At 73.8% G+C, this 26,450-nt stretch carries 22 protein-coding genes; 11 read left to right on the top strand and 11 right to left on the bottom strand.

What is annotated here, in order from left to right; all coding sequences use genetic code 11:
• Nucleotides 1–59 precede the first annotated feature (59 nt).
• Entirely contained in the window at nt 60–863 is an 804-nt protein-coding gene (locus IF30_RS0103505) for a thioesterase family protein (protein ID WP_030231720.1), read from the top strand.
• Nucleotides 864–987: 124 nt separating this feature from the next.
• Here IF30_RS0103505 and IF30_RS0103510 read toward each other — a convergent pair whose 3' ends face one another.
• Nucleotides 988–2,316, bottom strand: coding sequence for a radical SAM protein (locus tag IF30_RS0103510; protein WP_030231722.1), 1,329 nt, complete (start codon nt 2,314–2,316; stop codon nt 988–990).
• 424 nt (nt 2,317–2,740) lie between these two features.
• On the opposite strand from IF30_RS0103510, the gene IF30_RS40920 reads away from it, so the two are divergent.
• Nucleotides 2,741–4,072 (top strand): family 2 encapsulin nanocompartment cargo protein terpene cyclase, encoded by a 1,332-nt coding sequence (locus IF30_RS40920; protein ID WP_420791115.1) that lies wholly within the window; start codon nt 2,741–2,743, stop codon nt 4,070–4,072.
• 60 nt (nt 4,073–4,132) lie between these two features.
• Complete coding sequence (locus tag IF30_RS0103520) at nt 4,133–5,011, top strand: geranyl diphosphate 2-C-methyltransferase (protein ID WP_030231728.1); 879 nt, start codon at nt 4,133–4,135, stop codon at nt 5,009–5,011.
• A gap of 109 nt (nt 5,012–5,120) precedes the next feature.
• Here the strand turns inward: IF30_RS0103520 and IF30_RS0103525 are convergent, their stop codons facing one another.
• Complete coding sequence (locus tag IF30_RS0103525) at nt 5,121–5,765, bottom strand: dihydrofolate reductase family protein (RefSeq protein ID WP_030231730.1); 645 nt, start codon at nt 5,763–5,765, stop codon at nt 5,121–5,123.
• A gap of 317 nt (nt 5,766–6,082) precedes the next feature.
• On the opposite strand from IF30_RS0103525, the gene IF30_RS0103530 reads away from it, so the two are divergent.
• Both IF30_RS0103530 and IF30_RS0103535 read left to right on the top strand, forming a co-directional pair.
• Entirely contained in the window at nt 6,083–7,153 is a 1,071-nt protein-coding gene (locus IF30_RS0103530) for a phosphatidylinositol-specific phospholipase C domain-containing protein (RefSeq protein WP_030231733.1), read from the top strand.
• A 128-nt stretch (nt 7,154–7,281) separates the two neighbouring features.
• Nucleotides 7,282–7,632, top strand: coding sequence for a 5-carboxymethyl-2-hydroxymuconate Delta-isomerase (locus tag IF30_RS0103535; RefSeq protein ID WP_030231736.1), 351 nt, complete (start codon nt 7,282–7,284; stop codon nt 7,630–7,632).
• A gap of 77 nt (nt 7,633–7,709) precedes the next feature.
• Here IF30_RS0103535 and IF30_RS0103540 read toward each other — a convergent pair whose 3' ends face one another.
• Entirely contained in the window at nt 7,710–9,323 is a 1,614-nt protein-coding gene (locus tag IF30_RS0103540; protein ID WP_030231738.1) for an alpha/beta hydrolase, read from the bottom strand.
• Between the two features lie 149 nt (nt 9,324–9,472).
• On the opposite strand from IF30_RS0103540, the gene IF30_RS0103545 reads away from it, so the two are divergent.
• The 3 genes from IF30_RS0103545 to IF30_RS0103555 all read left to right on the top strand — a co-directional run bounded on the left by IF30_RS0103545 (nt 9,473) and on the right by IF30_RS0103555 (nt 13,528).
• Nucleotides 9,473–10,825, top strand: a complete 1,353-nt coding sequence (locus IF30_RS0103545; RefSeq protein ID WP_051709122.1) for an MFS transporter — start codon at nt 9,473–9,475, stop codon at nt 10,823–10,825.
• Between the two features lie 58 nt (nt 10,826–10,883).
• Entirely contained in the window at nt 10,884–11,753 is an 870-nt protein-coding gene (locus tag IF30_RS0103550; RefSeq protein ID WP_107054306.1) for an SAM-dependent methyltransferase, read from the top strand.
• A gap of 140 nt (nt 11,754–11,893) precedes the next feature.
• Entirely contained in the window at nt 11,894–13,528 is a 1,635-nt protein-coding gene (locus IF30_RS0103555) for a purple acid phosphatase family protein (protein ID WP_030231744.1), read from the top strand.
• Between the two features lie 42 nt (nt 13,529–13,570).
• On the opposite strand, the gene IF30_RS40925 is transcribed toward IF30_RS0103555, so the two are convergent.
• The 5 genes from IF30_RS40925 to IF30_RS40930 form a co-directional block, all read right to left on the bottom strand.
• Nucleotides 13,571–15,121, bottom strand: a complete 1,551-nt coding sequence (locus IF30_RS40925; RefSeq protein WP_199807808.1) for a cytochrome P450 — start codon at nt 15,119–15,121, stop codon at nt 13,571–13,573.
• 36 nt (nt 15,122–15,157) lie between these two features.
• Nucleotides 15,158–15,775, bottom strand: coding sequence for a GTP-binding protein (locus tag IF30_RS0103565; protein ID WP_030231748.1), 618 nt, complete (start codon nt 15,773–15,775; stop codon nt 15,158–15,160).
• A complete protein-coding gene (locus tag IF30_RS0103570) occupies nt 15,756–16,115 on the bottom strand; it encodes a DUF742 domain-containing protein (RefSeq protein ID WP_030231750.1) in 360 nt (119 codons plus the stop codon). Before IF30_RS0103570 ends, IF30_RS0103565 begins: the two co-directional genes overlap by 20 nt.
• Nucleotides 16,116–16,178: 63 nt before the next feature.
• Nucleotides 16,179–16,565, bottom strand: coding sequence for a roadblock/LC7 domain-containing protein (locus IF30_RS0103575; protein ID WP_199807809.1), 387 nt, complete (start codon nt 16,563–16,565; stop codon nt 16,179–16,181).
• 17 nt (nt 16,566–16,582) lie between these two features.
• Nucleotides 16,583–18,403, bottom strand: a complete 1,821-nt coding sequence (locus IF30_RS40930) for an ATP-binding protein (RefSeq protein WP_420791116.1) — start codon at nt 18,401–18,403, stop codon at nt 16,583–16,585.
• A gap of 437 nt (nt 18,404–18,840) precedes the next feature.
• Between IF30_RS40930 and IF30_RS0103585 the strand changes: the two genes are divergently transcribed.
• From IF30_RS0103585 to IF30_RS0103595, 3 genes are all read left to right on the top strand, one after another.
• Complete coding sequence (locus IF30_RS0103585) at nt 18,841–19,776, top strand: class I SAM-dependent methyltransferase (RefSeq protein ID WP_078891094.1); 936 nt, start codon at nt 18,841–18,843, stop codon at nt 19,774–19,776.
• Nucleotides 19,760–20,317 carry a GNAT family N-acetyltransferase gene (locus IF30_RS0103590; protein WP_037898735.1) on the top strand — a complete coding sequence of 186 codons (558 nt, stop codon included), beginning with the start codon at nt 19,760–19,762 and terminating at the stop codon, nt 20,315–20,317. The genes IF30_RS0103585 and IF30_RS0103590 overlap by 17 nt, the downstream gene beginning before the upstream one ends.
• Before the next feature lie 175 nt (nt 20,318–20,492).
• The gene (locus IF30_RS0103595) at nt 20,493–21,290 is read left to right on the top strand and encodes an alpha/beta hydrolase (protein ID WP_107054307.1); all 798 of its coding nucleotides are present in this window, start codon (nt 20,493–20,495) and stop codon (nt 21,288–21,290) included.
• Nucleotides 21,291–21,427: 137 nt separating this feature from the next.
• On the opposite strand, the gene IF30_RS0103600 is transcribed toward IF30_RS0103595, so the two are convergent.
• The 3 genes from IF30_RS0103600 to IF30_RS0103610 all read right to left on the bottom strand — a co-directional run bounded on the left by IF30_RS0103600 (nt 21,428) and on the right by IF30_RS0103610 (nt 26,320).
• Nucleotides 21,428–24,202 carry a helix-turn-helix transcriptional regulator gene (locus IF30_RS0103600; RefSeq protein ID WP_030231768.1) on the bottom strand — a complete coding sequence of 925 codons (2,775 nt, stop codon included), beginning with the start codon at nt 24,200–24,202 and terminating at the stop codon, nt 21,428–21,430.
• A gap of 289 nt (nt 24,203–24,491) precedes the next feature.
• Entirely contained in the window at nt 24,492–25,511 is a 1,020-nt protein-coding gene (locus IF30_RS0103605) for an NADP-dependent oxidoreductase (RefSeq protein ID WP_030231769.1), read from the bottom strand.
• A 185-nt stretch (nt 25,512–25,696) separates the two neighbouring features.
• Nucleotides 25,697–26,320 carry a hypothetical protein gene (locus IF30_RS0103610; RefSeq protein WP_030231771.1) on the bottom strand — a complete coding sequence of 208 codons (624 nt, stop codon included), beginning with the start codon at nt 26,318–26,320 and terminating at the stop codon, nt 25,697–25,699.
• Nucleotides 26,321–26,450 lie beyond the last annotated feature (130 nt).

The following is a 26,450-nucleotide window of genomic DNA, read 5'->3' on the forward strand; positions in this document are numbered from 1 at the left end:
CGTCGTACCACGGCAGCGCCTCGCCCGGTGCCCAGCGATCGGCCCGAGGAGAAGCGCACGTGACCACCCCCAACGCCGCGCCCGACAGCTACTACCAGCGCACCGGCGAGCACAGCTACAAGCCCACCCTCCAGGCCCAGGGCGCCTGGCACCCCGACGAGCAGCACTTCAGCCCGCTGGGCGGCCTGATCGTCCACGCGATCGACCGGTACCGGGCCGGCCGCCCCGGCGAGGGCCTGGCGCTGGCCCGGATCAGCTTCGACATACTCGGCCTGATCGCCCTGGAGGAGTTCGAGATCACGGTGGAGACCGTCCGGCCCGGGCGCACCATCGAGCTGGTCGAGGCCACCGTGGTGCTCGGGGGACGCGCCGTCGTCCGGGCCCGGGCCTGGTTCCTCGCCGAACTCGACACCGCCGCCGTCGCCGGCACCCACGACGAACGGATCCCGGCGCCCGAGGAGTTCGAGCCCTGGGCGATGGACGGCGAGTGGGGCGGCGGCTACATCGCCTCGGTCGACGTCCGTCGCCGTGGGACGGCCCCCGGGCGGGCCGCCGCCTGGATCTCCACGGCGGTGGAGCTGGTCGCCGGGGAGCCGAGCAGCCCGCACGCGTCCTTCGTCGCCCTGGTGGACACCGCGAACGGCATCGCCGTCCGGCAGAGCCCGGCCGAGTGGATGTTCCCCAACACCGACCTGACGATCCACCTCCACCGCCGCCCCGAGGGCCGCTGGACCGGCCTGGACACCCGCGTCAGCTTCGGCCCGGCCGGGCACGGCGTCACCAGCACCGTCCTGCACGACCAGAACGGCCCGGTCGGCCGCGCCGAGCAGATCCTCACCGTCCGTCCGCAGCAGGGAAGTTGACGGCGCGGGCGGACGACGGCCAGGGCGCCTGAGAGCCCGGGCACCCGGCAGCCCAGGTGCCTGACGGTCCCGCCGCCCGGCGGCCCTGCCGCCGACTGCGGCGGGGCCGCCGGAGCCCGGCGCGTCAGCCGGGCAGCGAGTCCATGAAGGAGCTGACCGAGAAGACCGCCCGGCCCGGGCCGGGCGGTCCGTAGCCGGGCGGCGAGGAGAGGCCGAACTCCTCCAGGGTGGCGCGGTAGGTCCGCAGCAGCCGGATGTGGTACTCCAGCGGCGCGCCCTGCGGGTTGGCCTTGCCGAGCGGCGTGGTGGGCTCGGGGCACCAGGTGGTGAAGCGCGGGACCACGCCGTGGGACATGAAGAAGCGCAGCCCCTCCTCGGTGGAGGCGATCGCCTCGTCGACCGTGGTGAAGCCGAAGGGCTCGGCCATCTCCACGCCCGCGACGAAGTTGGGGATCACGTTCTCCGGGCCGAACACCTCGGTGGAGTCCAGGATCCGGCGGTGCCACTCGTCACGGCCGACGTAGCGCTCCTTGCCCGGGCAGTAGAGCTCGAAGAGCCGCCTGTCCCACACCTCGAAGTTGGGGTGGTAGATCCGCACGCCGTAGTCGTGGAAGCGCTGGACGTCGTCGCGCGGCAGCGCCTGCGCCACCACCTTGCCGATCCAGCGACCGGGGAAGCGCTCCTCGATGGCCTTGGCGTACTGGCCGTAGAAGTCGGCTTCGTCCCGGCCGCCGATGTGCGAGGTGATCGCGCCGCCGGTGAGGGTGTACGCCTGGGAGACGCGGGCGGTGTCGTGCTCGTCGATCAGCGCGAGTGCCTCCAGCACCTCCTCGACCGGCTTGACCCCGGTGTACGGGCGGCCGGCGGCCTTGTGCTGGCGCCAGTTGTGGTTGATGTCGCAGTACTGGCACTCCTCCTTGGCGCCGAAGTACTGGCAGACCCGGAACACGGTGAGGTAGATCAGGTAGCCCCACTGGATGGTCGGGGCGACCTCCATCACCGACTTCCCGTTGGCCAGCGTGTGCCGGTAGTAGTCGGGCATCGGCGGCAGGCCGATGTCGGCGATCCGGGTGCCGTCCAGGTGGAGGCCGAGCGTGCCGTCCTCCCCGGCGCCGACCCGGTAGGGCGAGTCGGGGTTCACCCGGACCGACACCACCGTGCGGCGCAGCCCGTACGGGCCGCCGGTCAGCACGATCTCCTCCGGCGGCCGGTTGAGAGCGGCGGCGCCCAGCTCCGGCAGGGTGCGGTGGTCGAAGGAGAAGATGAAGTACGACTTCGGCTTGACGTCGCCGCTCCCGGCCGCGCCACCGGCGGCGCCGCTGAGCGCGGACTCGTCGAAGGCCATGCCGCCGCGCAGCAGGTCCTCCTTGATCACCGCCTCCCGGGGTACCTCGGGATAGCGCTCCATGAGTTCCTCGACGAGTGCGGTGCGGCTGCGGGCCTGGCTCTCCATGCGATGGACTTCCTTCCTGGCCCCGGTCCCTTTCGGTGCCGAGCCCATTCTTCTCCCCCTTATGCGGCCGGTCGGGTACCGGTCCGTGCGCGTCGTGCACCGGTCCGTGCGCGGGTCGGGTACCGGTCCGGGGCGAGGCGGCCGGGCCCGGGACACGGGGGAGTGCGGAGGGTTGACGCGAGGCGCGGGGGGTGTCGGGCGGGCCGAGGGGGCCGATGCCGGGCGGGGAGCCCGGTGCGTGGGGGTGGATCGATGCATGACAGGGACGCCGCCAAACGCCGTCAGCCAAAACGTTCACCCTATCGGGTGTAGAAGATCGTCCGTTGCGATCCGGAACCGCCCCGCGCGCCTACGGTGGGGACCGAGCGAGTCGGTGCCGAGGCGCCTCGACTCCCCTTCGCGGCGGCCGGGATGACGAGCCGTCATGTCGACCGATCCATCTCAGAGGAGGCTTCATGCCCCTGCGTGTCAGACCGGACTCACCACCCGGGCCCGCGGCCGCCCCGGCGGTGGGCCCATGAGCTCCCCGGCGGTCGAGCGGCTCCTGGGCGGGCCGACCGGACTGGGCACCGCCGGGCTGCAGTTGAGGCCGCAGGCGCCGGTGCCGGAGGCCGTGGTCCCCGACGTCCAGGTGCCGCCCGTCAAGGCGCCGCCCGTCCAGGCGGCGCCCGCACTCCCCACACTGCCCGCGTTTTCCGTACCGCCTGCGCCGCCCGGGGCGGGCGTGCTCGGGGCGGCTGCGGCCGCCGACGCGCCGAGCAGCGGCAAGCCCAGGACCGGCGACCCCATCCCCGGTCTCTACCACCACCCGATCGCGGAGCCCGACCCGGCCCGGGTGGAGGCGCTCAGCGTGAAGATCAAGGCCTGGGCGATCGACGAGATCGAGCTCTACCCGCCGGAGTGGGAGAAGGACTTCGACGGGTTCTCCACCGGGCGCTACATGGTGGCCTGCCACCCCGACGCGCCGAGCATCGACCACCTGATGCTCGCGGCCCGCCTGATGGTGGCCGAGAACGCGGTGGACGACTGCTACTGCGAGGACCTCGGCGGCTCGCCGGTCGGCCTGGGCAGCCGCCTGCTGCTCGCGCACACCGCGCTCGACCCGCTGCACACCACGCCGGAGTACCAGCCGGCCTGGGAGGCCTCGCTGTCCGAGGACCCGCCCCGGCGGGCGTACCACTCGGCGATGCAGTACTTCACCCGTGCCTCCACGCCCTCGCAGGCGGACCGCTTCCGGCACGACATGGCGCGGCTGCACCTGGGGTACCTGGCCGAGGCCGCCTGGGACGAGACGGACCACGTGCCGGAGGTGTGGGAGTACCTGGCCATGCGCCAGTTCAACAACTTCCGCCCCTGCCCGACGATCACGGACACCGTCGGCGGTTACGAGCTGCCCGCCGAACTGCACGCGCTGCCCGCCATGCAGCGGGTGATCGCCTTGGCCGGCAACGCCACCACGATCGTCAACGACCTGTACTCGTACACCAAGGAGCTGTCCAGCCCCGGACTGCACCTGAACCTGCCCGTGGTGATCTCCGAACGCGAGGGCGTCTCGCGCAAGGAGGGCTACCTGAAGGCGGTCGGGGTCCACAACGACCTGATGCGTGCCTTCGAGGCCGCGGCGGCCGCGCTGGCCGTCGCCTGCCCGGTGCCGACCCTCGTACGGTTCCTGCGCGGTGTGGCCGCGTGGGTCGACGGCAACCACTACTGGCACCAGACCAACACCTACCGCTACACCCTGCCCGACTTCTGGTGACCGCCCCCGGTGGCGGCGCCCGTTCCCGGTAACCCTTCGTAAGAACTTTGGAGTTGAACCATGTCCCTGACCGACGACCTCACCACCCCCGGCAACGCCATCCCCGGCCCCGCGACTCCCTACCAGGGTGACATCGCACGCTACTGGGACCACGAGGCTCGCCCGGTCAACCTCCGCCTGGGTGACGTCGACGGCCTCTACCACCACCACTACGGCATCGGCGAGATCGACCAGGCCGCCCTCGGCGACCCGAGCGACAGCGAGCGCGAGAAGAAGGTCATCGCCGAGCTGCACCGCCTGGAGTCCGCCCAGGCCGACGTCCTGCTCGACCACCTCGGCGACATCAGGACCGAGCACACCCTGCTCGACGCCGGCTGCGGCCGCGGCGGCTCGATGGTCATGGCCCACCAGCGCTTCGGCTGCCGGGTCGAGGGCCTGACCCTCTCCACCCAGCAGGCCGAGTTCGGCAACAAGCGCGCCGCCGAGCTCGGCATCGGCGACTTCGTCCGCTCCCGGGTCGCCAACATGCTGGACATGCCGCTGGAGACCGGCTCCGTCGCGGGCTCCTGGAACAACGAGTCCAGCATGTACGTCGACCTGCACGACCTGTTCGCCGAGCACTCCCGGGTGCTGAGCGTCGGGGGCCGGTACGTGACCATCACCGGCTGCTGGAACCCGCGGTACGGCCAGCCCTCGAAGTGGGTCTCGCAGATCAACGCCCACTTCGAGTGCAACATCCACTCCCGCCGCGAGTACCTGCGGGCGATGGCCGACAACCGCCTGGTGCCGCAGGCCGTCATCGACCTGACCCCGGACACCCTGCCCTACTGGGAGCTGCGGAACACCACCTCGCTGGTCACCGGCATCGAAGAGGCGTTCATCGAGTCCTACAAGGACGGCTCGTTCCAGTACGTGCTGATCGCGGCCGACCGGGTCTGATCCGCCGGCGACGTGGGACGGCGGTGGAACGGCGGCCTCCTCGCACCCGCGAGGAGGCCGCCGCCGTCCGTCCCCCGCCGGGGCGCCGCCCGGCCTGGCGCCCGGGCGCCTAGCGCCGGGTGAAGGTGAGATGCGTGACGCCGCTCGGGCTGGTCACCGCCTCCGTGCGGAAACGCTGCTCCAGCCCTTCGAGCCCCGCCCAGAGCGGCTCGCCCCGGCCGAGGACGATCGGCACGACGACGACGTGCAGGTGATCGATCAGGTCGGCCTCCAGGAAGGCGCGGACGGTGCTCGGGCCGCCGCCGATCCGCACGTCCTTGCCGCCGGCTGCCTCCCGGGCCCTTCGCAGTGCCTCCTCGGGGGTGGCGTCGAGGAAGTGGAACGTCGTCCCGCCCTCCATCTCCACCGACGGGCGCGGGTGGTGGGTGAGCACGAACACCGGGGTGTGGAACGGCGGGTTGGACCCCCACCAGCCCTTCCACTGATCGTCCTGCCAGGGGCCGCGCTGCGGGCCGAACTTGTTGCGGCCCATGATCTCGGCCCCGATGCCGTCGCCCCAGGTGCGGGCCATCGCGTCGTCCACGCCGGTGTCGCCGCCCTCCCCGCCGTGCATCAGGCGGAACGTCCGGGTGGCGAAGAACCACTTGTGCAGCCGGTCGGTGGCGTGGCCGAACGGCGCGTCCAGGCTCTGCCCCTCGCCGGTGCCGTACCCGTCGAGGGAGATCGAGAAATTGTGGACCCGGACCAGGGACATGGGCTTCCTCCGCCGCTCGGCGCCTCGGTGCGGCCGGACCGCACCTCTTTCGCGGGCCACGCTAACCCGAGGGTCGGACACTCTGACGTTCCGGCATCGGCGCTGGCGTGGCGGAGGCGGGGCGGGCAGCGGCAGGGGGAAGCGTGGGGGGAACTGCGAGAGGTGGCTGCGACGGAGGAGGGGTACGGCGGAGAAAGCAGCGCAGCCGTCACGCTATCGTCGTGCCTTCTTCACGCGGAGCACGCCCTGGACGGCGATGCTCCGTCAGGCTGCCCGGGAGAGGGCGGCCGCCACGTTCCGAACCTCGGGGGGTTCCCATGAAAGCACGCCGTACCCTGACCGGATTCCTCGCTGCCGGGCTGCTCGCCGGCGCGACGGCGCTGTTCTCGACCGTCCCGGCGGACGCCGCCCCGAGCGGGACGGGCGACCTGCCGTTCGGCGGGGCCACCACGGTCGGCCTGCACAACACCTACGACCCGGCGGCCTTCCCGTACCTCGCCCAGGCGCTGGACACCGGCACCGGGATGATCGAGCTCGACCTCTGGCCGGACGTCGTGACCAAGGAGTGGAAGGTCAGCCACTCCAACCCGCTCGGCAACGCCAACAACTGCACGGCCGCGAGCACGCCCGCCCAGCTCTACGGCGGCGGCACCAACAAGAACCTGGAGAACTGCCTGGACGACGTCCGGGTCTGGCTCGCCGCGCACCCGGCCGCCGGGCCGCTGGTGATCAAGCTGGAGCTCAAGCCGGGCTTCTCCGCCAACCTGGGGATGGGCCCCGACCAGCTGGACACGCTGATCGCCCGGCACCTCGGCTCCGCCGTGCTGCGCCCGGCCGACCTGCTGGCCAAGCCCGGCGGCGGCTCGTACGCGAGCCTCGACGAGGCGGTGCGGGCGGGCAACTGGCCGAGCCGGTCGGCGCTGGCCGGCAAGGTGCTGCTGTACGCGATCCCGGGCACGGTCGAGCTGGGCAACCCCTTCGACACCCTGCACACCGACGTCGAGTACGGGCGGCACCTGCGCGACCTCGCGTCGGCGGGCCGGATCGGCCAGGCGCAGCTGTTCCCGTCCGTGCTCGGCGCCGCGGCAGGGGATCCGCGCGGCCGGTACACCGGCGCGGACGCCTCGATCCGCCCGTGGTTCGTGGTCTTCGACGGCGATGCCGCCACCTACGTCAACGGCGTCGACACCGCCTGGTACGACAGCGCGCACTACCTGCTGGTGATGACGGACGCCCACAAGGTGGCCCCGGAGATCAGCGGCACCGACCCGACGGCCGAGCAGGCGCGGGCCCGCACGGAGCTGCTGGCCGAGGCGCACGCGAGCATCGTGTCGAGCGACTGGCGCAAGGTGCCGGCGGTGCAGTCCCTGGTGCTGCCGCGCGGCTGACGCCGCCGAGGCCCGAGCGGGGGCTGCCAGGCCCGGCCCGGCAGCCCCCGCTCGGGCCCGGCCGGGCGGTCGGCGCCCGGGCGCGGTAGCGTTCGGCGCCGTACTGTCCGTCTCCCCGGGAGGTTCCCGTGCCGCAGATCCTGGTCGACCACTCGGCCGGACTCGACTTCGACCGGGCGGCCCTCGCCGCCGAGGTCCACCAGGCCGTCACCGAGGTGATCGACACCACCGTGGCCGACTGCAAGACCCTCTTCCGTACCGCCGCGCACCACCGGGCCGGGGACGGCACGACCGGGGAGGGCGTCGTCCTGGTCGAGGTCAAGATCCTGGCGGGCCGCACCACCGAGCAACGCGCCGAGCTGACGGCCCGGGTCCTCGGCGCGGTCCGCGCCCGGATCGCCGGGCCCGCCGCCATCGGCGTCCAGGTCACCGAACTCGACCGGGACACCTACCGGTTCGTCCACCACCCCGGGCACTGACGCCCGGGGCCCGGGCGTCAGTGCGCCGTGCACCCGGTTCGTCGGCCGGGTGCACGGCGCACGGGGTTCCGCGGGGATCAGTCCGTCGGGCAGTGCGTTCCCGCCGTCGGCACGGTGCCGTCCACCAGGAAGGTGTCGACGGAGGCGCGGATGCACTTGCTGGCGCGGTACGCGGTGTGGCCCTCGCCGTCACGGGTGAGCAGGACGGCGTTGCCCAGTTCGCCGGTGAGCTTCTCGGCCCACGCGTAGGGGGTGGCCGGGTCTCCGGTGCTGCCGACGACCACGATGGGCGCGGTGGCGGCGGACTTGACGGCGTGCGGCTTCTCGGTGGAGCGGAACGGCCAGATCCGGCAGTCCGGGTCGAACAGTGCCGAGAGCGGGTCGTGCCTGCTGACCAGCGGGGCCTTGGCGGCGAGGTCGGTCAGAGCGGCCTGCAGCTGGTCGCCGGCCGGGGCGTCGGTGGCGCCGTCGGCGCAGTGGATGGCGGTGTAGGCGTCCGGGGAGCCCTGGTAACGCCCGTCCGTGTCCCGGCCGTTGTAGCTGTCGGCGATGGCGAGCAGGTCGTCGCCCTTGCCGCGCACCATGGCCCAGCCGAGGGAGTTGCGCAGCCCGGCCCAGGCCTTCTCGCCGCCGTAGAGTCGGCTGATCACGCTGGTCCAGGCCGCGCTGGAGGTGAGGGTGCGGCCCTTCGCGGTCTTCAACGGCTTGTCCTTGAGACCGTCGAGGAAGTCGGCGAGCTTCTGCGGGGCGAGGCCGGCGTCGGTGCCGAGCGGGCACGGGTCCTTGGTGACGCAGTCGGCGGCGAAGGCCTTCAGGGCCCGCTCGAAGCCGGCCTGCTGCTCGATGTTGTGCTGCACCAGGGGGGTGGAGGCCGAGACGGCGCCGTCCAGGACGAGCCGGCCGACCCGGTCCGGGAACTCCTCGGCGTACAGCGAGCCGAGGTAGGTGCCGTAGGACATGCCGAGGTAGCTGAGCTTCTGGTCGCCGAGGGCGCCGCGCAGGACGTCCATGTCCCGGGCCGTGTTGCGGGTGCTGACGAAGGGGAGCACCTGGGCGTACCTGGCCTGGCAGGCGTCGGCGAGCTGCTTGCCGTGGTCGGCGCCGGGCGCGTCGGTGTCGAGCCAGGTGTCCCGGGCCTGGTCGTCGAGGCAGTTGAGCGGGCTGGTGCCGTCCACGCCGCGCGGGTCGAAGCCGACGAGGTCGTAGCGGTCGTGCAGCGGGCCGTCGAAGCCCTTCGGGTCGAACTCGACCATCTTGACGCCGGAGCCGCCCGGGCCGCCCGGGTTGAGCAGCAGCGAGCCGATCCGCTGGTCGGGCTTGGCGGCGGGGTTGCGCACGACGGCGACGTCCAGGCTGCCGGTGGCCGGGGCGGTGTAGTCGAGCGGCACCTTGAGCGTGGCGCACTGCAGGGCCGCGGTGTCCTGCTTGTTCTGCGGGTCCTTCGGGCAGGTGGCCCAGGCGAGTTGCTGGCCGTAGAACGGCTGGAGGGCGGGGTCGGCGGCGCCGGTGGGTTTGGCCGTCGGGGTGGGGGCCGGGGCGGCGCTCGGTGTCGTGGTGGCGGCGTCGGCGGCGGTCGTGGGCGCGGCCTTGCCGGTGCCGCCGCCGCTGGTGCAGCCGGCCAGTAGGAGGGCGGCTGCGGTGACGGCGGTGACGGCGGCGGGCACGGCGCGCCGCGGGGTCCTGGCGATCATGGAATACACCGCACACAAATATCACCCGATGGTCACATCGGTCACATGGGTATTTCGACGAGCCCGCCGGAAACCGCGCCCCGGGGCCGGCCGACCGGGCTCGGGGCGATCGATTCCGCCGCACCGCGGACGAATGCCATGCTGAGGCCATGACAGAAAGCAGTGCGATCGCCCCGACCCGCCGCCGGTCGGAAACCGGCGGCCGGCGCAAGGAGTTGGCGGCGGCGACGGTCGGCTCGGTGGTCGAGTCCTTCGACTGGAACATCTACGCCGTCCTCGCGCCCTACTTCGCCGCCGACCTCTTCGGCCACGGCGAACACGGGATCGGCGGCATGCTCGGCGCGTACGTCACCTTCGCGGTCGGCTTCGTGGCCCGCCCGATCGGCTCCTACCTGATCGGGCGGCTGAGCGACACCCGGGGCCGGCGCTTCGCGCTGAGCCTCGGCATGGCGGTGATCGCCGTCGCGAGCCTCGGCATCGCCGCCGTGCCCGGCCGGAGCACGATCGGGGTCTGGGCGGCGGTGCTGGCCGTCGCCGCGCGGGTGGTGCAGGGGCTCGCCTTCGGCGGGGAGGCGCCGAGCGTGGCCGCGTACGTGACCGAGACGGCGCCGCCCCGGCACCGCTTCGCGTTCAGCTCCGTCTCCTACGGCGGGATCATCCTCGGCTCGCTGCTCTCCTTCGGGGTGCTCACCCTGCTCATCCACACCATCGGCAAGTCCGGCCTGGAGAACGGCGGCTGGCGCTGGGGCTTCGTGGCCGCCGCACTGCTCGGACTGGCCGCCGTCTGGGTCCGCAGGGCGGCGCCGGAGAGCGAGGAGTTCCACCGGGCCCGGGCGCGCGCCGCGGCGAACGGCCGCCCGCCGTTCCTGCGGACGCTCCGCGAGCACCGGTGGGCGGTGCTCACCGTCTTCCTCAACACCCTGGGCGGCACCGTCGGTTACTACTTCGCCCTGGTCTACCTGCCGCAGTACGCCGCGGCGTACCACGTGATCGGCAAGGAGGAGGCGGCCTCCTTCATGACCGTCGTGCTCGGCGTGGTGCTGGTCACCATGCTGCTCACCGGAGCCGCCGCCGACCGCTTCGGCCTGCTGCCGGTGGCCCGGCTCGGGTTCGGCCTGCCGATCCCGCTGGTCGGGGTGCTGCTCGCGGCACTGCGCCAGGGCTGGCTGCCCTTCCAGGTCGTCGCCGTGCTGCTGGGGATGCTCGTGGCGACGGTGCTCGGCACCCTCAACGTCTTCACCGGCCTGCTGTTCCCGACCGAGGTGCGAGCGGTGGGCCTCGGCGTGGTCAACGCGGCCACCATCGCCGCGTTCGGCGGCACCTTCCCGCTGCTCGCCGAGTGGTTGGGCGACCGGCACTGGCTCGGCGTGATCCCGGTGTACGTGACGGTCTGCACGACGGGCCCGGCCCTGGCGCTGCTCACGGCCGTGAAGGTGCCCTCCTTCGCCGCCGCCGTCCGGGGATCCGAGGCCGGCGCCCGCCGTTCCCCGGGGTCGGCCTGACGGATGATCACCGGCTGTGGTTGAGTGGTCGGACGATCGCCGAACGGGGAGGGACAGCGTGCACACCGACGCACCGGATTCCAGCGGGTCCGACAGCTGGCTGACCGAAGCGGGATTCGAGGAGCCGCCGCAGGTCGACCTGCGCACCGACCGGGCGCACTCCGCCCGCGTCTACGACTACCTGCTCGGCGGCAAGACGAACTTCCCGGCGGACCGCGAGGTCGGCGACCGCGTCCTCGCCGACCTGCCCGGCGCGCGCGAGGGTGCCACCGCCGCCCGCGCGGTGATGCACCGGATGGTCCGCCGGCTCGCGGACGTGCACGGCATCCGCCAGTTCCTGGACGTCGGCACGGGCATCCCCACCGCGCCCAACCTGCACGAGGTCGTCCAGTCGGTCGACCCCGCCTGCCGCGTCGTGTACGTCGACAACGACCCGATCGTGCTCGCCCACTCGCGCGCGCTGCTCACCAGCACCCCCGAGGGCCGCACCGCCTACGTCCAGGGCGACCTGCGCGACCCGGAGCGGTTCCTCGCCGACCCTGCGGTGGCCGCCACCCTGGACCTCGGCCGGCCGGTCGGACTGACGCTGATCAACATCGTCCACTTCCTCTCCGACGAGGCCGCGCACCCGCCCATCCGCAAGCTCCTGGACGCCCTGCCCGTCGGCAGCTTCCTGGCGTTGACGGCCGGCACCCCGGACCCCTCGCCGGAGCAGGCCGCGATCGGCATCCGCCGCTACGCCGAGGCGGGGATCGAGGTGCACCTGCGGTCGCGGGAGGGCGTCGAGCGCTTCTTCGCCGGGCTGGAGCCGGACGAGCCGGGTGTGGTCCTGGCCGACCGCTGGCACCCGGAGCCGGGCGAGGCGCCCGCCGGGGGCCCGACCGGGGCGGCGGTCTCGGTGTACGCCGGACTGGCCCGCAAGGTGTAGTCCGCCGGGTGGGAGGCAGTACTGACGCTGCGCCGGATTCAGGACGGGTCCGGCCGGAGTCTGCCAAAACGATCGTCTGCACGTGAACATGTCATTAGAGTGACTGCCCGTCGAATCCCCCACTCGACAGGCGGAGTGTCATGACCATCGCACGCAGGTCCATCCTCAAGAGCACCTCGGCGGCCGGAGCCGCCCTCGTCGCGGCCGGCGCGGCTGCCGCCCCACCGGCAGCCGCCGAACCGGCCGACGACGCACCCACCAGCCCCCTCCTGCAGACCACCCCGCACCGCGCCGGCACAGCCGGCGTGACCGGCCTGCACCTGCAGTTCGGCACCGACCCGGCCACCGAGATGACCGTCTCCTGGCTCACCCCCCAGTCCGTGCGCCGCCCCCAGGTCCGGTACGGCTCACCGGACGGCGGCCTCGGCCGCGTCGTCCAGGCCGAGACCCGCACCTACCGGGACGCCCTCGACCAGGTCGAGATGTACGTCCACCACGCCCGGCTCAGCGGCCTCCGACCCGGCACCACCTACCTCTACAGCGCCGGCCACGACGGCGCGAACCCCGAGGGCGGCAGCTTCACCACCGCCCCGCGCGGCCGCGCCCCCTTCACCTTCACCAGTTTCGGCGACCAGGCCACCCCGAACCTGCGCCGCCTGGTGGCCTTCCCGGACGGCATGCCCTCGCCGCTCGGCAAGTACCCGCTGTACACCAGCAGCCAGGTCGGCACCCTGAACTCCGCCGACATCGTCGCCGCCGTCGAACGCGTCGGCCCGCTGTTCAACCTCGTCAACGGCGACCTCTGCTACGCCTCCTACGGCGGCCGGCGCGGCCAGAGCCGCACCGCCACCTGGGCCGACTGGTTCATCAACAACAGCCGCTCGGCCCGACTGCGCCCCTGGATGCCGTGCGTCGGCAACGGCGAGAACGAGAGCGGCAACGGCCCCCTCGGCGCCCTCGGCTACCAGACGTACTTCTCGCTGCCGGACTCCACCGCCTCCTCCGACGAGGAGACCCGGGGCATGTGGTACGCCTTCACCGTCGGCTCGGTGCGCTTCATCAGCCTCGCCAACGACGACGTGGCCATCCAGGACGGCGGCGACCGCTACCTCCGCGGCTACTCCGGAGGCGCCCAACAGCGCTGGCTGGAACGGGAGCTGCGGGCCGCGCGCGGCAGCCGGGCGATCGACTGGATCGTGGTCTGCATGCACCACCCGATGATCTCCAGCTCGATGCACGGCGCCGGCAGCGACCTCGGCATCCGCGAGGCCTGGGGCCCGCTGTTCGACGCGTACGGGGTCGACCTCGTGGTCACCGGCCACGAGCACTACTACGAGCGCTCGCACGCCGTCCGGGGCACCCTGCCCAACGACACCCGCACCCCGGTGCCGACCGACACCCGCAAGGACCTGATCGACACCGGGCGCGGCACCGTCCACATGGTCATCGGCACCGGCGGCAACGCCGCCACCACCCAGGACGACCTCTTCCCCGACCCCAAGGGCCGGGTCGTCGTCGCCCTGGAGGAGAAGCCGCGCCCGCCGGCCCCGTACCGGCAGTCCATCTGGCTCACCGAGGACGCCCCGTGGGCCGCGCACCAGGACCGCACGCACACCCACGGCTTCGCCGCGTTCGACGTCGACCCCGGCGACCGCCGCGGCGGCACCACCACCATGCGGGTCACCTACTACACCTTCGACGGGCCGCACGGCGACCTCACCCCGGTGGACACCTTCACCCTGCACCGGAGCCGGGCGGACGCGCGCGAGAACTGACGAGGAAGGCCGACCCGCGGGCCCCGCGGCAGGGCGGTGAACTCAGCGGCGGAAGATGCCGGTCAGCACGTCCCACCAGCTGCGCCGCTGCGCAGGGACCGACGGGGCGGTCCGGGCCGCGGCCCTGGCCGCCCGCGCGGCCCGTTCGGCCTGCGTCGCCCGCTCCGTCTCCGCCGCCCGCTCCGCCGCCACCGCGGCGGCCCGCTCCGCCTCCGCGACGGAGACCGGATCCGGGTCGATGTCGCGCGGGGTGAACTCCACCGGCAGCGCCGTCAGGTGCCGGGAGATCCAGGCCGAACTCCAGGTCAACTCCTCCTCCGGCACCGCGAGCCGGACGTCCGGCAGCAGGGTGAGCAGGATGTCGATGCCGGCCTCGGCGACGTGCCGTCCGATGTCCTGCCCCGGGCACTCGTGCGGACCGGCACCGAAGGACAGGTGGGAGCGGTTGCCGTACAGCGGGGCGGCCGGGTCGGGCCGGACGACCGGGTCGACGTTGCCGGCCGCGAGCCCGAGCAGCAGCAGGTCCCCCGCCTTGATCCGCCGGCCGCCCAGCTCGGTGTCGGCCGTCGCCCAGCGGCCGGCCACCAGCGACATCGGCGGGGAGTCCCAGAGCACCTGGTCCAGCGCCTCGCCCAGGGTCATCTGGCCGCCGGAGAGGTGAGCGCGGAAGCGCGGATCGGTGAGCACCATCTTCAGCGAGTCGGCGATCAGGTTGACGGTGGTCTCGTTGGCCGCGAGCAGGACCACCCGCAGGTGCTCCATCACCTCGTCCTCGGTCAGCCCCGCCGGGTGCGCCAGCAGACGGCTGGTCAGGTCGTCGCCCGGCGCCTCGCGCTTGATGGCGATGGTCCGGCGCAGACCGGCCACCACGTACTCGTTGCTGGCGATGGCCGTCTCGGTGCCCTTCATCAGGTCCCGGGCGGCGGTCACCAACTGCGGGCCGTACTCGTCCGGCATGCCGAGGAGCTTGGTCATCACCAGCATCGGCAGGTGCTCGGCGAACTGGGTGATCAGCTCGGCCCGGCCGGTCGGGCCGACCACCTGGACCAGGTCGGTGGTGAACCGGCGCACGTGGCGGCGGATCCCGCGCCGGTCGAAGCGGTTCAGGCCGTCCAGGACGGCACCGCGCAGCCGGCGGTGCTCGTCGCCGTCCGCGAAGACGCAGATCGGCTGCCAGGCGATCACCGGCATCAGCGGGGAGTCCATCGGGAGTTCGCCGGTGCGGAACGCCGTCCACAGGCGGGAGTCGCGGGAGAACAGCGAGGGAGTGCGCATCGCGGTGATGTTGGCGCCGTGGCTGAGGACCAGCCAGGCCCGGTGATCGCCGTGCAGGAGCACCGGGGCCACCTCGCCGTACTCGGCGCGCAGCTTCTCGTACAGGGCCGCCGGGTCGGCCTCGGCCTCCGGACCGTACAGGCGCCGCAGGCCGCCGGGGCCGATCGGGCCGATCCGGTCGTCCGGGTCGTGGTCCGGCCGGCCGGGGGGCATCGGGTCGTGGCCGACGGGGCCGGGGCCGATCGGGTCGAAGCCGCGGCCGTGGGCCGGGCAACCGGGCGGCGGGGTCGGAGCGGCGTCGGGGAACGGGCTGGTCACAAGGTCTCCGGTCACAGGGTTCGGGTGGGCGGGGCGTCAGCCCGCGGGTGGGGCGGCGAGCTCGTACAGGTAGTGCATCAGCGTCATCAGGGTGTCCCGGCTGGACTCGCGGCTGCGCGCGTCGCAGGCGACGATCGGCACCTCGGGCGGCAGGTCGAGCGCCCCCCGCAACTCGTCGAGCGGGAAGGCCGGCGCCTCGGGGAAGCCGTTGACGGCCACCACGAAGGGCACGCCCCGCTCCTCCAGCCGGCCGATCACCTCGAAGCTGACCTCCAGGCGGCGGGTGTCCACCAGCACCACCGCACCCAGGGCGCCCTCGAACAGGCCGTTCCAGAGGAACCAGAACCGCTCCTGCCCGGGGGTGCCGAAGACGTAGAGCACGAGCCTGTCGCTGATGCTGATCCGGCCGAAGTCCATGGCCACGGTGGTGGACGTCTTGAGCTCGACCCCGGTCGGGTCGTCCACGCCGACCCCGGCCTGGGTCATGGTCTCCTCGGTGGTCAGCGGGCGGATCTCGCTGACCGAGCCGACCAGCGTCGTCTTGCCGACGCCGAAGCCGCCGACGATCACCACCTTCACCGCCGTGGTCACGGTGTCCGGCAGCAGGTCCGCGCCGGCCGGCCCCGCCACCGTGTCAGAGCCGCTGAAGTCCATGGATCACCGCCTCCAACAGGGCACGGTCGGGGAGTTCCGCCGCGGGGACGGCGGCGCGGGCCTCGATCAGCCCGTCGTCGAGCAGGTCCGCCAGCAGGACGGTGACCACGCTCGTGGGTAGTTCCAGGTAGGCGGAGACCTCCGCCACCGAGAGCGGGGAACGGCACAGCCGCAGGATCGCGGCGTGCTCGGGCTGCAGGGCGGGGGTCGGCTCCGCGAGGGAGACGATCAGGGTGACCAGGTCGAAGACGCCGGGCCCGGACGGGCCGCTGCGACCGCGCGTGATCACGTACAGGCGGTCGGGCTCGGGGCCGTCCCAGCCGCCCTGTTCTGCCGTCATGCAACCGCCTCACTGTGCTCGTTCATGTGCCCGTCCCGCCGCTGCGCCGGGCCGGGGGCCGGCTCACGCGACCACCTCGGGGTTGCGCGGGGGCGTGGACAGGTGCTCGCCGATCCGGGCGACCAGGTCGCGCATCTGGTGGCTCACCAGCCCGGCGTCCACGCCCTCGTCGGCGAGCACCGCGAGGTAGGCGCGGTCACCGGCCGCCATCAGGTAGAAGTAGCCGCCGTCGACCTCGATCACCACCAGCCGCATCGAGCCGTCGCCGTGCGGGAACTCGTGCCCGACCGCGCCGGCCAGGCTCTGCAGCCCGGCGCAGGCGGCGGCGAGGCGGTCGGCGGTGTCCGGGTCGGTGCCGTACTGGGCGATCCGCAGGCCGTCGGCGGACAGCACGATGACGTGGCGCACGCACGGAACGCTGTGCGCGAGGTCGTTGAGGATCCAGTCCATGTTGCTGCGGTGCGGAATCACTGCTCGCCTTTCCCTGCCGTCTCTTCACTGGTGCGTCCGGGACCGGTCGGTCCGGCACTCGTGGGCCCGGCCCCGGCGGGCGCGGAGCCGGCCCGCCAGGCCTGGCCCGGTTGCCCGGGAAGCCCGGCCCGGCCCGGCTGCCCGGCCTGCGCGGCCTGTCCCGGCGGCGTCGCCGGCCCGGCCTGCGCGGCCTGTCCGTTCTGCGCCGTCGGGCCGACCTGCCCCGGTTGCCCGGCGGACGGCGCCGGAGCGGTGCCCTTGATGCCGTCCATGAACGCCTCCAGCCACAGGCCCGGCTGCTTCGGCTCCTTGCCCGGGCGGGGGGCCTGCGCCGTCGGGCCCGCCACCGGCCCCGCCGTCGGGCCGGCGGGCTGCGCGGTGCCGCGCGGGGGTGTGGCGAAGGCGGCCCGGCCGGTCGGCCGGTGGCGGCGGCGTTGCGGCAGGCCGTTGGCCGTGCGCTCGGTCACGATCACCTCGTCGTCGATGCCCCCCGAGGCGGCGGCCGCCGAGGCGGACGACCCCCACGGGGTGGTCGAACCGTAGGACGGCCCGACGCCGGCCGAGGTCGTCCGCGCGCCCCACGGGCGCGCCGGGGCCGCGTGCCGGGGCGGGTTCGGCGGAAGCGGGCGGGGGCCGGAGAAGGCGCCGATGCCGTGCGCCCGGCCGGTCGGGGGAGCGGTGGTGAGGAGTTCCTGCGGCACGACCAGCACCGCACGCACCCCGCCGTACGCGGAGCGGCGCAGCGAGACCTGGAAGCCGTACGCCTGGCAGAGCCGGCCGACGATGGCGAAGCCCAGCCGGGGGGACTCGGTGAGGTCGTCGAAGTCCTTGGAGACCATGGCCTCGCGCATCGCCCGCTCGGCGCGGGCCGTGGCCTCGTCGGTGAGGCCGAGGCCGCCGTCCTCGATCTCGATCGCCATCCCGCTCTGCACCTCGGAGGCGCTGAGGTGCACGTGGGTGTGCGGCGGGGAGTAGCGGGTCGCGTTGTCGAGCAGCTCGGCGACGGCGTGGATCAGCGGTTCGACGGCCGGGCCGGTGACCGAGATCTGGGCCACCGGGTGCAGGTCGACGCGCTGGTACTCCAGGATCCGGGACATGCCGCCGCGCAGCACGCTGTAGAGCGCGATCGGCCGGGTCCACTGGCGGCCCGGGCGGGCGCCGGACAGGACGGCGATGCTGTCCGCGAGGCGGCCGGTCAGCGCGTTGCCGTGGTCCAGGCGCAGGAGGTCGTCGAAGACCGCCGGGTCGTTGCCGTGCCGGTCCTCCATCTCCCGCAGGTCCTTGGCCTGCCGGTGGATGATCGCCTGGACCCGGCGGGCGATGTTCACGAAGGCGCGCTCGGCGGAGTCGCGCCGGCTCACCTCGTCGTCGACGGCTACGGCGATGCCGTGCGCCACGGACACCAGGGACTTGCGGAACCGCGGGGAGACGGGCGCGTTCTCCTGCTCGATCGGGTCCAGCAGGATGTCGATCGAGTACCCGTACCGGGCCCCGGCGACCACCCGTGGCAGCTCGACCTTGGCGAGCCGGTCGAGCTCGGCCTCCTGCCCGGCCAGCCGCCGCTGCAGGTCCTCCGCCTGCCGGGCGCTGCGGTCCCGAAGCTCGGTCAACGCCCGCCCCCGGCGCGCGGACTCGGCGGCCACCACGGCCACCAGCACGGTGCCCGTCGCCCCGCACCACAGCACCCCGGCCCGGGCCCCGGCGGACACCACCACCGCGGCCACCGCCACGGCCGCCGCCATCACGGCCGTCGGCAACAGCCAGCCGAGCAAGGGCGCAGGGCGCCGTCTGGCGCGTGACGATCCAGGTCGAAGCATTCAGCATCCTCAAACGATCGGAACAGTACGGGGACGGACGGCGACCGGCTCCGGCGGCGTGGTGCTGCAGCATAGCCAAGTTCAGGACAACCCTGACCGAAACTCAAAAATACTGCCTGTCAACCGACTTGTGGCAACTTGCCGGACATGCCCGACATCCCGCACACCAGTCCCACCCCAGGCGACCCGCCGCCCTGCCACCAGGCTTCTCGCCCTCACCGCCCCCGTGCCGCCAACCCGCCCCGGATTCCCCCATGCGAACGGTTTCCAGCCCAAGCGCCCCCATCGGCGGCCGAGTTCGTGCTAAGGCGGGGCCGTCGAAGCCCCGCGATCACTCGTGCGGGGGACGAACGGGGGCGGGCTGAAGGCAACACCTGTTGCTGTCGGGAGCAACGTCCGTTGACGGACCGCCGTGGGTGCCCCTACAGTGCCGGGCCATGGAGACGGACGATCTTGGTCGGCGGGTGGCGGACGACGTGGCCGGTGGGGGCGGGTTGGCGGGGGTGCGGCGGTTGTCGGGGGTGATCGCCGCGTTGGAGGAGCGCCGGACGGGGCTGGTGGAGGAACTGCGGCGCGGGCGGGAGGCGACCTGGGAGGAGATCGGGCGGGCCTGCGGGATGACCCGGCAGGGGGCGACGCGGCGTTGGGCGGGGCGGCTGCGGGCGCGTTCGTTCGGTGTCGCGGCGGCCTCCTACCAGCACGGGCGGCCGGGTTACCCGCAGGCGCTGATCGGTGCGGCGGTGCCCAGGGAGGCCCGGAAGGTGCTCGATCTCGGCGCCGGGACGGGCAAGTTGACCGGGCTGCTGGTCGAGGCGGGCCTGGACGTGGTGGCGGTCGAGCCCGACGCGGGGATGCGGGCGCAACTGGTCGCCGCGGTGCCGAAGGCCGCCGTACGGGCGGGCTCGGCGGAGCGGATCCCGCTGCCCGACGGCAGCGTGGACGCCGTCGTGGTGGCGCAGGCCTGGCACTGGTTCGATCCGGCGGCCGCCGTGCCGGAGGCGGCCCGGGTGCTCGCCCCCGGCGGAACGCTCGCGCTGGTGTGGAACGTCCGGGACGAGTCCGAGCCGTGGGCCGCCGAACTGGGCGCGCTGATGCACCGTTCGACGAACCAGCGGATCGACACCTGGCCGGCCGTCCCGGCACCCTTCGGCGCGCCCGAGCGGCTGGAGATCCGCTGGGAGCACTCCACCACCCGGGCCGGGATCGTCGACCTGGTCGCCTCGCGCAGCTACGTCATCGCGCTGCCCGACGCCGAACGGGCCCGCCTGCTGGCCGACGTCGAGGAACTGCTCGCCACCCACCCGGACCTGGCCGGCCGGGACGCGATCGCCATGCCGTACCTGACGAGGTGCACCCGTGTCCGGCTCGGCTGAGCCCGTCACCGTCCGCCGCCTGGGCCGTGCGGACGCCGAACCGTACCGGGCCTTCCGGCTCGCGGCCCTGCGCGAGACGCCCAGCGCCTTCACCTCCGCCTACGCCGAGGAGCGGGCCAGGCCGATGGCCGCGACGCTGGAGCGCCTGGCCGAGGCCGAGGACGGTCCGGGCGCGCTGCTCGGGGCCTTCGACGCAGCCGGCACGCTGGTCGGCACGGCAGGGCTGAAGGTGCCGCGGCGCAGCCAGGAGCGGCACAAGGGCACGCTTTACGGCATGGCGGTGGCCCGCGGCGCCGGCGGCCGGGGCATCGGCGGCGCGCTGGTGCGGGAGGTGCTGCGGACCGCCGTCGCGGACGGGCGGCTGCGCCAGGTGCTGCTGACCGTCTCGGAGGGCAACGAGGCGGCGCTGCGGCTCTACACGGCCTGCGGCTTCGAGGTGTGGGGCCGGGAGCCGGCAGCCGTCCTGGTGGACGGGCTGCCGGTCGCGAAGCTGCACATGGTGCGACTGCTGGCCGCCGGGCCGACGACGGCCGGACGCTGAGACTTCCGCTCGCTGCGCCGGGCCGTGGAGACGGGTGCGGGCGGCGGTGTCGGCCCGGCGCGAGGCCGGGTGGCAATTAAGTCATTCGACTGTATCGGAGCCGCGGTTCCCGGCAGATCCTGGCAGGGTGCCCGCGCGTCTGTGCTGGGCGTTCGTCATGGCAGGAGGCCCTGAAGTGCCCGCAACGCCCGTCGTGTTCGTCCATGGAGCGTGGTTCCACGCGCTGTGCTGGGAGGCGTGGGCCCACCGCTTCGCGGCCCGGGGCTTCTCCGTCCTGGCGCCGGGCTGGCCGGGCGAGCTCTCGACGGCGGCCGAGGCGCGCCGCAGCCCGGAGCGGCTGCCGGACCTCGGACTGCGTGCGCTGACCGGGCACTTCGCGGGCGTCGTACGGTCGTCGGAAAGCCCACCGGTGCTCGTCGGGCACTCCGTGGGCGGACTGGTCGTGCAGCAGCTCCTCGCCGACGGCCTCGGGCTCGCGGCCGTGGCGATCGCCTCGGCGCCGGTCAACGGGGTGCCGCTGCCCGGCCCGCTCGCCGGGCGCGGCCTGCCGTCGGCCGGCGGCGGCCAGGCACAGGTGCCGGTCTCCGCCCACCGGTTCCGGCAGCTCTTCGCGAACACCTCGGACACGGAGGGGGCCGCCGAGCTCTACGACCGGTACGCCGTCCCGGCCCCGCATCGGCTGCTCACCGAGGTCGGTGGCGGCGGCCCGTCGGGCCTGACGGCCGTGGACGTGGGCCGACGGGCCCGCGGGCCGCTGCTCCTGGTCTCGGGCCAGGAGGACCGGCTGGTGCCCGACGCCGTGACCCGCGCCGTCTACAAGCAGTACGGCGATTCGACGGCGGTTACGGAGCTGAAGCAGTTCGCGGACCGCAGCCACACCCTGGTCGTGGACAGCGGCTGGCGCTCGGTCGCGGACCACGTCCTCGACTGGCTGGGCCGGCAGGGCATCGGCGCCGACCGCCGCAGGAGGTGAACCCCCGGCGGAGCCGAGCCGCCGCCTGACGCCTGCCGCCGCCTGACGCCTGCCGCCGCCTGACGCCTGCCGCCGCCTGCCTTCGCTCGCCACCGCCACCGACCGCCTGCCGTCCCGGAGGACCGCGCCGCCGCGCCTCACCCGGGCCCGGCGGCGGGGGTGTTGCTGCCCAGGGCGTCGCGCAGCGCGGCGCGGGAGGTGATGCCGAGCTTGGGGAAGACCCGGTACAGGTGCGAGCTGACCGTCCGGGGCGACAGGTGCATCCGCTCGCCGATCTCCTTGTTGGTCAGGCCGCTCGCGGCGAGGTCGGCGATCCGGTGCTCCTGCCAGGTCAGGGTGGCCAGGTGGGCGGAGGAGGCGCGGGTGGGCATGCCGGAGATCCGCAGTTCGGCCCGGGCGCGTTCGGCCCAGGCGGTGGCGCCGAGCCGTTCGAAGGCCTCCGTGGCCAGGGTCAGCGGCCTCCGGGCCGCCGCCGGGCCACGGAAGAGCCGGGTGCGGTAGCCGTGGGCGAGCCGGATGCGGGCCAGTTCGAACGGGAAGCGGACGGCGTCCGGAAGGGTCTCGACCAGTTCGAAGAGTTCGTCCGCACTCTTCGCGTCGGCGGTCGTCATCGCCAGCGCGCCGTAGGTGACCAGTGCGAGTCGCGGCGAGAGGTCGGGCAGCCCGGCGTCGCGGGCGGCGACGGCGTGGCGGCGGGCCTGCTCGGTGCGCCCGGTGTGCAGGGCGGCCTCGACGAGGTCGAGCAGCGTCCGGGACGCCTGGTGGGCGTAGGGCGTGAACGTGCCCGGGGTGGTGATGCCGATCGCGTACAGGTAGGCGGCTTCGAAGTCGCCCTCGCTGAGCGCCGCGAGCGTGCCGACGGAGTCCGCGATCTGGATGAGGAACCCGACGCCGCGCGGGCGGGCCCAGCCGTCGACGGCGGCCTGCAGTTCGCGGGCCCGCTCCACCTGTCCGCGCATCGCCGCCAGCAGCGCGAGGTAGGCGCGGCTGTGGTGGGCGAAGAGCGCGTGGTCGTGGTCGGTCGCCAGCTCCAGGCTGCGCAGTCCGGTCCGTTCCGCGTCGTCCCACTCGCCGACGGCCAGTTGGTCGAGCATGACCAGGTGCAGCATCGTCATCCCGGCGGACTTAGCTCCGGTCGCGACCTCGCGGTCGACGGTGCGCTGCAGGTACGGCCGGACCGGCCCGAGCACGTCCAGGTGGTAGGCGGCGACGCCGAGGCGGGTGACGTCCCAGGGGTCGAGGTGCGCCCGGCCGGCGAACGCGGCTTCGAGTCGTTGCGGTACGCCGGCGCCGTGCCGGACGACGTCGCTCCAGGCGTCCCGGTAGATCAGCGAGCGCGTGGGGACCAGGCCGCCCAGCCGCTCCAGGAAGGCACGGACCTCCTGCCAGGCGGCGGCGTCGCTCGCGTACTGGCAGATCGCCAGGAGCAGGTCGATCAGCCGCGTGACGGTTTCGTTCGCGGCCTGCGCTTCGTCGTCCTGCGGACCGTGGCTCTGCAGGGCGTCCGTCCGCAGGGCGTCGATGACGGCCATGATCTGGCGCCGCGAGGAGTGCACCTCCCCGTCCTGGTACAGCGCCAGGTAGGCGGCGACGAGCGCCGCGGCGGGCGATTCGCCGCGGCCGGGCACGGCGTCGGCGTGGGCCAGCCGCTGCGCGCGGTCGAGTCGGCCGGTCTGACCGGCGAGGTAGGCCGCGTCGCGGAGCCGCCTGGAGCGGTTCGCGTGGTCCTCGCTGAGCTCCGCGGCGCGGGCCAGCCAGGCCATGGCGGCGACCGCGCCGCCGCGCCGGGTCGCGGATTCGGCGGCGGCCTCCAGCTCCGCGGCGACCCGCTCGTCGGGGTCGACCGTCGCGGCCGCCAGGTGGGTGGCCCGCCGCTCGACGTCGCCCTGGTGGAAGCGGGCGAGGGAGGCGTGTGCCGCGCGCCGCTCGTTGGGGGTCGCCAGCTGGACGACGGTCGAGCGCACCAGCGGGTGGCGGAAGACGAAGTCGCCGCTGACCGGGTCGGTGTCCAGCAGGCCGCGGAAGGCCGCCTCGTCGGCGTCGGCCATCCGGTACCGGGCGCCCAGGGTGTGGCCGACCGCGGGGCCGGCCTCGACCCCGTCCAGCGCACCGCGCAGGAGTTCCGCCCGCACCTCCGTGCTCAGGGCCTCGATGCGGGTGCCGTAGACGTGCTGCAGGCGCCGCGGCAGCGGGACGCCCCGGTAGTCGGACTCCCCCTCGGCCCCGGAGGCGGGCCGGCTGCTCAGGTAGGGCGGCAGCTCCAGCAGGGCCAGCGGGTTGCCCTGGGCCTCCCGCAGGACGACCCGGCGCAGCTGCGGGTGGAGGCCGGGGTGCTGCCGGTCCAGCAGTTGTTCGGCCGCGTCCGGCGACAGGGTGGGCACGAACAGCTCCGGGAGGCCCGCGGTGTCGAGCCGCGAGGGGATGTCCGAGCGGAGCCCGACGAGGAGCTTCACCGAGCCGCCGCTCAGCCGGCGCCCCGCGAAGCCGACGACCTCGGCGCTGGCGGTGTCGAACCACTGCCCGTCGTCGAGGGCCAGCAGCAGGGGCTTCTGCGAGGCCGCCAGGGACAGCAGGTCGAGGACCGCGATGGCGAGCGCCATGACGGACGGCGGCTTCTCGTGGCTCCGTCCGAACACGACGTCGAACACCCCGCGGTAGCCGCTGTCGAGCCGGCCGATCTGGGGGAGCAGCGGGTGCAGGAGCTGGTGCAGGCCGGCGAAGGGCAGGTCGGACTCCGCCTCGACACCGGTCGCCCGGATCACCCGGTGGCCCGCGCCGGCGGCGAGTTCGGCGGCGCGGTCGAGGAGCGAGCTCTTGCCGACGCCGGTCTCGCCCTTCAGGACGAGCGACTGGCCCTGCGGGGCCGTCACGAAGGACGACAGTGCGTCCTCCTCGGACCGGCGGCCGACCATCGTCCGTGCCGTCCCGGCCGGCTCGTTCACGCGCTCCCCCTACGACTTGCGACTGCGGCGCACGGCGAGCCGTGGGCTGCCGTGTCCTCCCGTCAGTTTCCCACGGCCGGAGGGGCCTTTCGATCATGTTTTCAGCCGAGGTCGGCGCCGGTTCCCCCCTGCCCCCTCCGGTGCGGTGCGCGCGCCTGGGCGGGGTAGGGGCAGCGCAGGGGAGGGCGGCGCCGGGGGCGGGCGGGAGCCGGAGAGGGGAGCAGCCGGCCGGGGCGAGCCGGCCGCCGCCGGAGTCCGCTCAGCCGAGGCGGAGCACCAGCTTGCCGGTGTTCTCGCCGCGGAACAGCATCTGGAAGGTCTCCGGGAAGTCGTCCACGGTGCCCTCCACCACCTGCTCCTTCACCCTGATCCGGCCGTCGCCGATCCAGCCCGCGATCTCGGCGGTGGCCTCCGGGTACCGGCGGGCGTAGTCGAACACGACGAAGCCCTCCATCCGCGCCCGCCGCACCAGCAGCGACAGGTAGTTGGCCGGGCCCTGGACGGTGTCCTCCTCGTTGTTGTACTGGCTGATCGCCCCGCAGACCACGACCCGGGCGTGCGTCGCGAGCCGGGTCAGCGCGGCGTCCAGGATCGGGCCGCCGACGTTGTCGAAGTAGACGTCGATGCGGTCCGGGGTGTGGGTGCGCAGCGCCTCGCGGACGTCCTCGGCGCGGTAGTCGATCGCCGCGTCGAAGCCCAACTCCTCGGTGAGCAGGGCGCACTTCTCGGGGCCGCCCGCGATGCCGACCACCCGGCAGCCCTTCACCTTGGCGATCTGGCCGACCATGCTGCCGACCGCCCCGGCGGCGCCGGAGACCACCACGGTCTCGCCCTCCTTGAGCGCCCCCACCTCCAGCAGGCCGAAGTAGGCGGTCATGCCGGGCATCCCGAGGGCGCCGAGGTAGGTGGACAGCGGCGCGAGCGCGGGGTCGACGGTCAGTGCGCCCTTGCCGTCCGACAGCGCGTACTCCTGCACCCCGAAGGCGCCGACCACGTGGTCCCCGACCTGGAACTTCGGGTGGTTCGACGCGACGACCTCGACCACCGAGCCCGCCCGCATCACGTCGCCCAACCCCACCGGCGGCAGGTACGACGGCCGGTCGTCCAGCCAGCCGCGCATCGCCGGGTCCAGCGAGAGGTAGCGGGTGCGACCCAGGAACTCCCCGTCCCCGGGCACTGGCACCGCCTCGCTCACGTGCGCCCAGTCCTCGGCCCGGACTTCCCCGACCGGCCGCCGGGCGAGGCGGATCTGGCGGTTGGCTCCGGCGTCTGCGGTCATGACGTCTCCTGGGTGCGCACTCGGCTCTGGAACTCGACGAGTCCGATTCTAAGCAAGCGCTTATTCATATGACCAGCGGCAGTCGGGCACCCGGATGCGTCGGGCACCTCGATGCGTACGGCCCCAGCGGTGATCGGGCCCAGCGGTGATCGGGCGGAGCGGTACCCGGCCCCGCGGTGTCGGACTCAGTAGCGGTCGGCGAGGTGGCCGTAGCCGCCCGCGTGCCAGACCATGCGGCGGAACTCCGGGAGGCTGAGGGCGGCAGTGCTGGGGCCCGCGGCGGGCGGGAAGTGGACGGTGCCGCAGCGGGCGCAGTACCAGGCCCGGGCCCAGAGCTGTTCGGCCCGGGGGCGGCCGGCGAGTTCACGCCCTGCCGACGCGCTGAGCAGAGCCGCCGCCAGGAAGAGCGCGGCGGCGACGACCACGGCCACGACGGGCAGCTCGACGGGGACCTCGAAGGCGGAGTGGCTTCCGACCACGGCGGTGTCGCCGTGGTCGTCGTTGAACTGACGGGCGACGGTCCCGGCGATGAACGTGAAGCCGGCGACCAGGAGCGCGGCGACCCCCATGGCCACCGCCGTGCGGCCGGGCGGCTGGTCGCGGATCGGCGCCGGAGCGAGGGCCCGGGCGAGGTCGGAGACGACCTCGCGGGACTGGTAGTGGTCGTTGCCCTGGGGGTACCGGGCGGTCGTCCGGCTGCGCCCGGCGTGGTAGACCGCCGGAACGCTGCGAACCTGGTCGGTGAGCCCGCAGCTGGGGCAGGGGTGCAGGGTGCGCGGCGGTGCGGGTACGGCGTCGTAGGGCCCCATCGGGTCTCCCCCCGTGTCGGCGTCCGGCCGGGGCGGCCGTCTCCGTACCGGAGGGGGACGCCGCCCCGGGTGCCGTGGTTGCGGTGAACGCCTTCCGGTTACCCGGCGGTTGGGGTTCCCAAGCGGGGAC

The organism is Streptomyces sp. NRRL S-350 (assembly GCF_000719705.1).
Classification (GTDB): Bacteria; Actinomycetota; Actinomycetes; order Streptomycetales; family Streptomycetaceae; genus Kitasatospora.

Excerpts from the sequence above, each read along its gene's own strand:
- IF30_RS0103510 (WP_030231722.1), bottom strand. The coding sequence starts at position 2,316 with ATGGAGAGCCAGGCCCGCAGCCGCACCGCACTCGTCGAGGAACTCATG.
- IF30_RS0103570 (WP_030231750.1), bottom strand. The coding sequence starts at position 16,115 with ATGACGGCAGAACAGGGCGGCTGGGACGGCCCCGAGCCCGACCGCCTG.
- IF30_RS0103540 (WP_030231738.1), bottom strand. The coding sequence starts at position 9,323 with ATGATCGCCAGGACCCCGCGGCGCGCCGTGCCCGCCGCCGTCACCGCC.
- IF30_RS0103520 (WP_030231728.1), top strand. The coding sequence starts at position 4,133 with ATGTCCCTGACCGACGACCTCACCACCCCCGGCAACGCCATCCCCGGC.
- IF30_RS0103555 (WP_030231744.1), top strand. The coding sequence starts at position 11,894 with ATGACCATCGCACGCAGGTCCATCCTCAAGAGCACCTCGGCGGCCGGA.
- IF30_RS0103575 (WP_199807809.1), bottom strand. The coding sequence starts at position 16,565 with ATGGACTGGATCCTCAACGACCTCGCGCACAGCGTTCCGTGCGTGCGC.
- IF30_RS0103565 (WP_030231748.1), bottom strand. The coding sequence starts at position 15,775 with ATGGACTTCAGCGGCTCTGACACGGTGGCGGGGCCGGCCGGCGCGGAC.
- IF30_RS0103610 (WP_030231771.1), bottom strand. The coding sequence starts at position 26,320 with ATGGGGCCCTACGACGCCGTACCCGCACCGCCGCGCACCCTGCACCCC.
- IF30_RS0103600 (WP_030231768.1), bottom strand. The coding sequence starts at position 24,202 with ATGGTCGGCCGCCGGTCCGAGGAGGACGCACTGTCGTCCTTCGTGACG.
- IF30_RS0103530 (WP_030231733.1), top strand. The coding sequence starts at position 6,083 with ATGAAAGCACGCCGTACCCTGACCGGATTCCTCGCTGCCGGGCTGCTC.
- IF30_RS40930 (WP_420791116.1), bottom strand. The coding sequence starts at position 18,403 with ATGCTTCGACCTGGATCGTCACGCGCCAGACGGCGCCCTGCGCCCTTG.
- IF30_RS0103585 (WP_078891094.1), top strand. The coding sequence starts at position 18,841 with ATGGAGACGGACGATCTTGGTCGGCGGGTGGCGGACGACGTGGCCGGT.
- IF30_RS0103605 (WP_030231769.1), bottom strand. The coding sequence starts at position 25,511 with ATGACCGCAGACGCCGGAGCCAACCGCCAGATCCGCCTCGCCCGGCGG.
- IF30_RS0103525 (WP_030231730.1), bottom strand. The coding sequence starts at position 5,765 with ATGTCCCTGGTCCGGGTCCACAATTTCTCGATCTCCCTCGACGGGTAC.
- IF30_RS40920 (WP_420791115.1), top strand. The coding sequence starts at position 2,741 with ATGTCGACCGATCCATCTCAGAGGAGGCTTCATGCCCCTGCGTGTCAG.
- IF30_RS0103545 (WP_051709122.1), top strand. The coding sequence starts at position 9,473 with ATGACAGAAAGCAGTGCGATCGCCCCGACCCGCCGCCGGTCGGAAACC.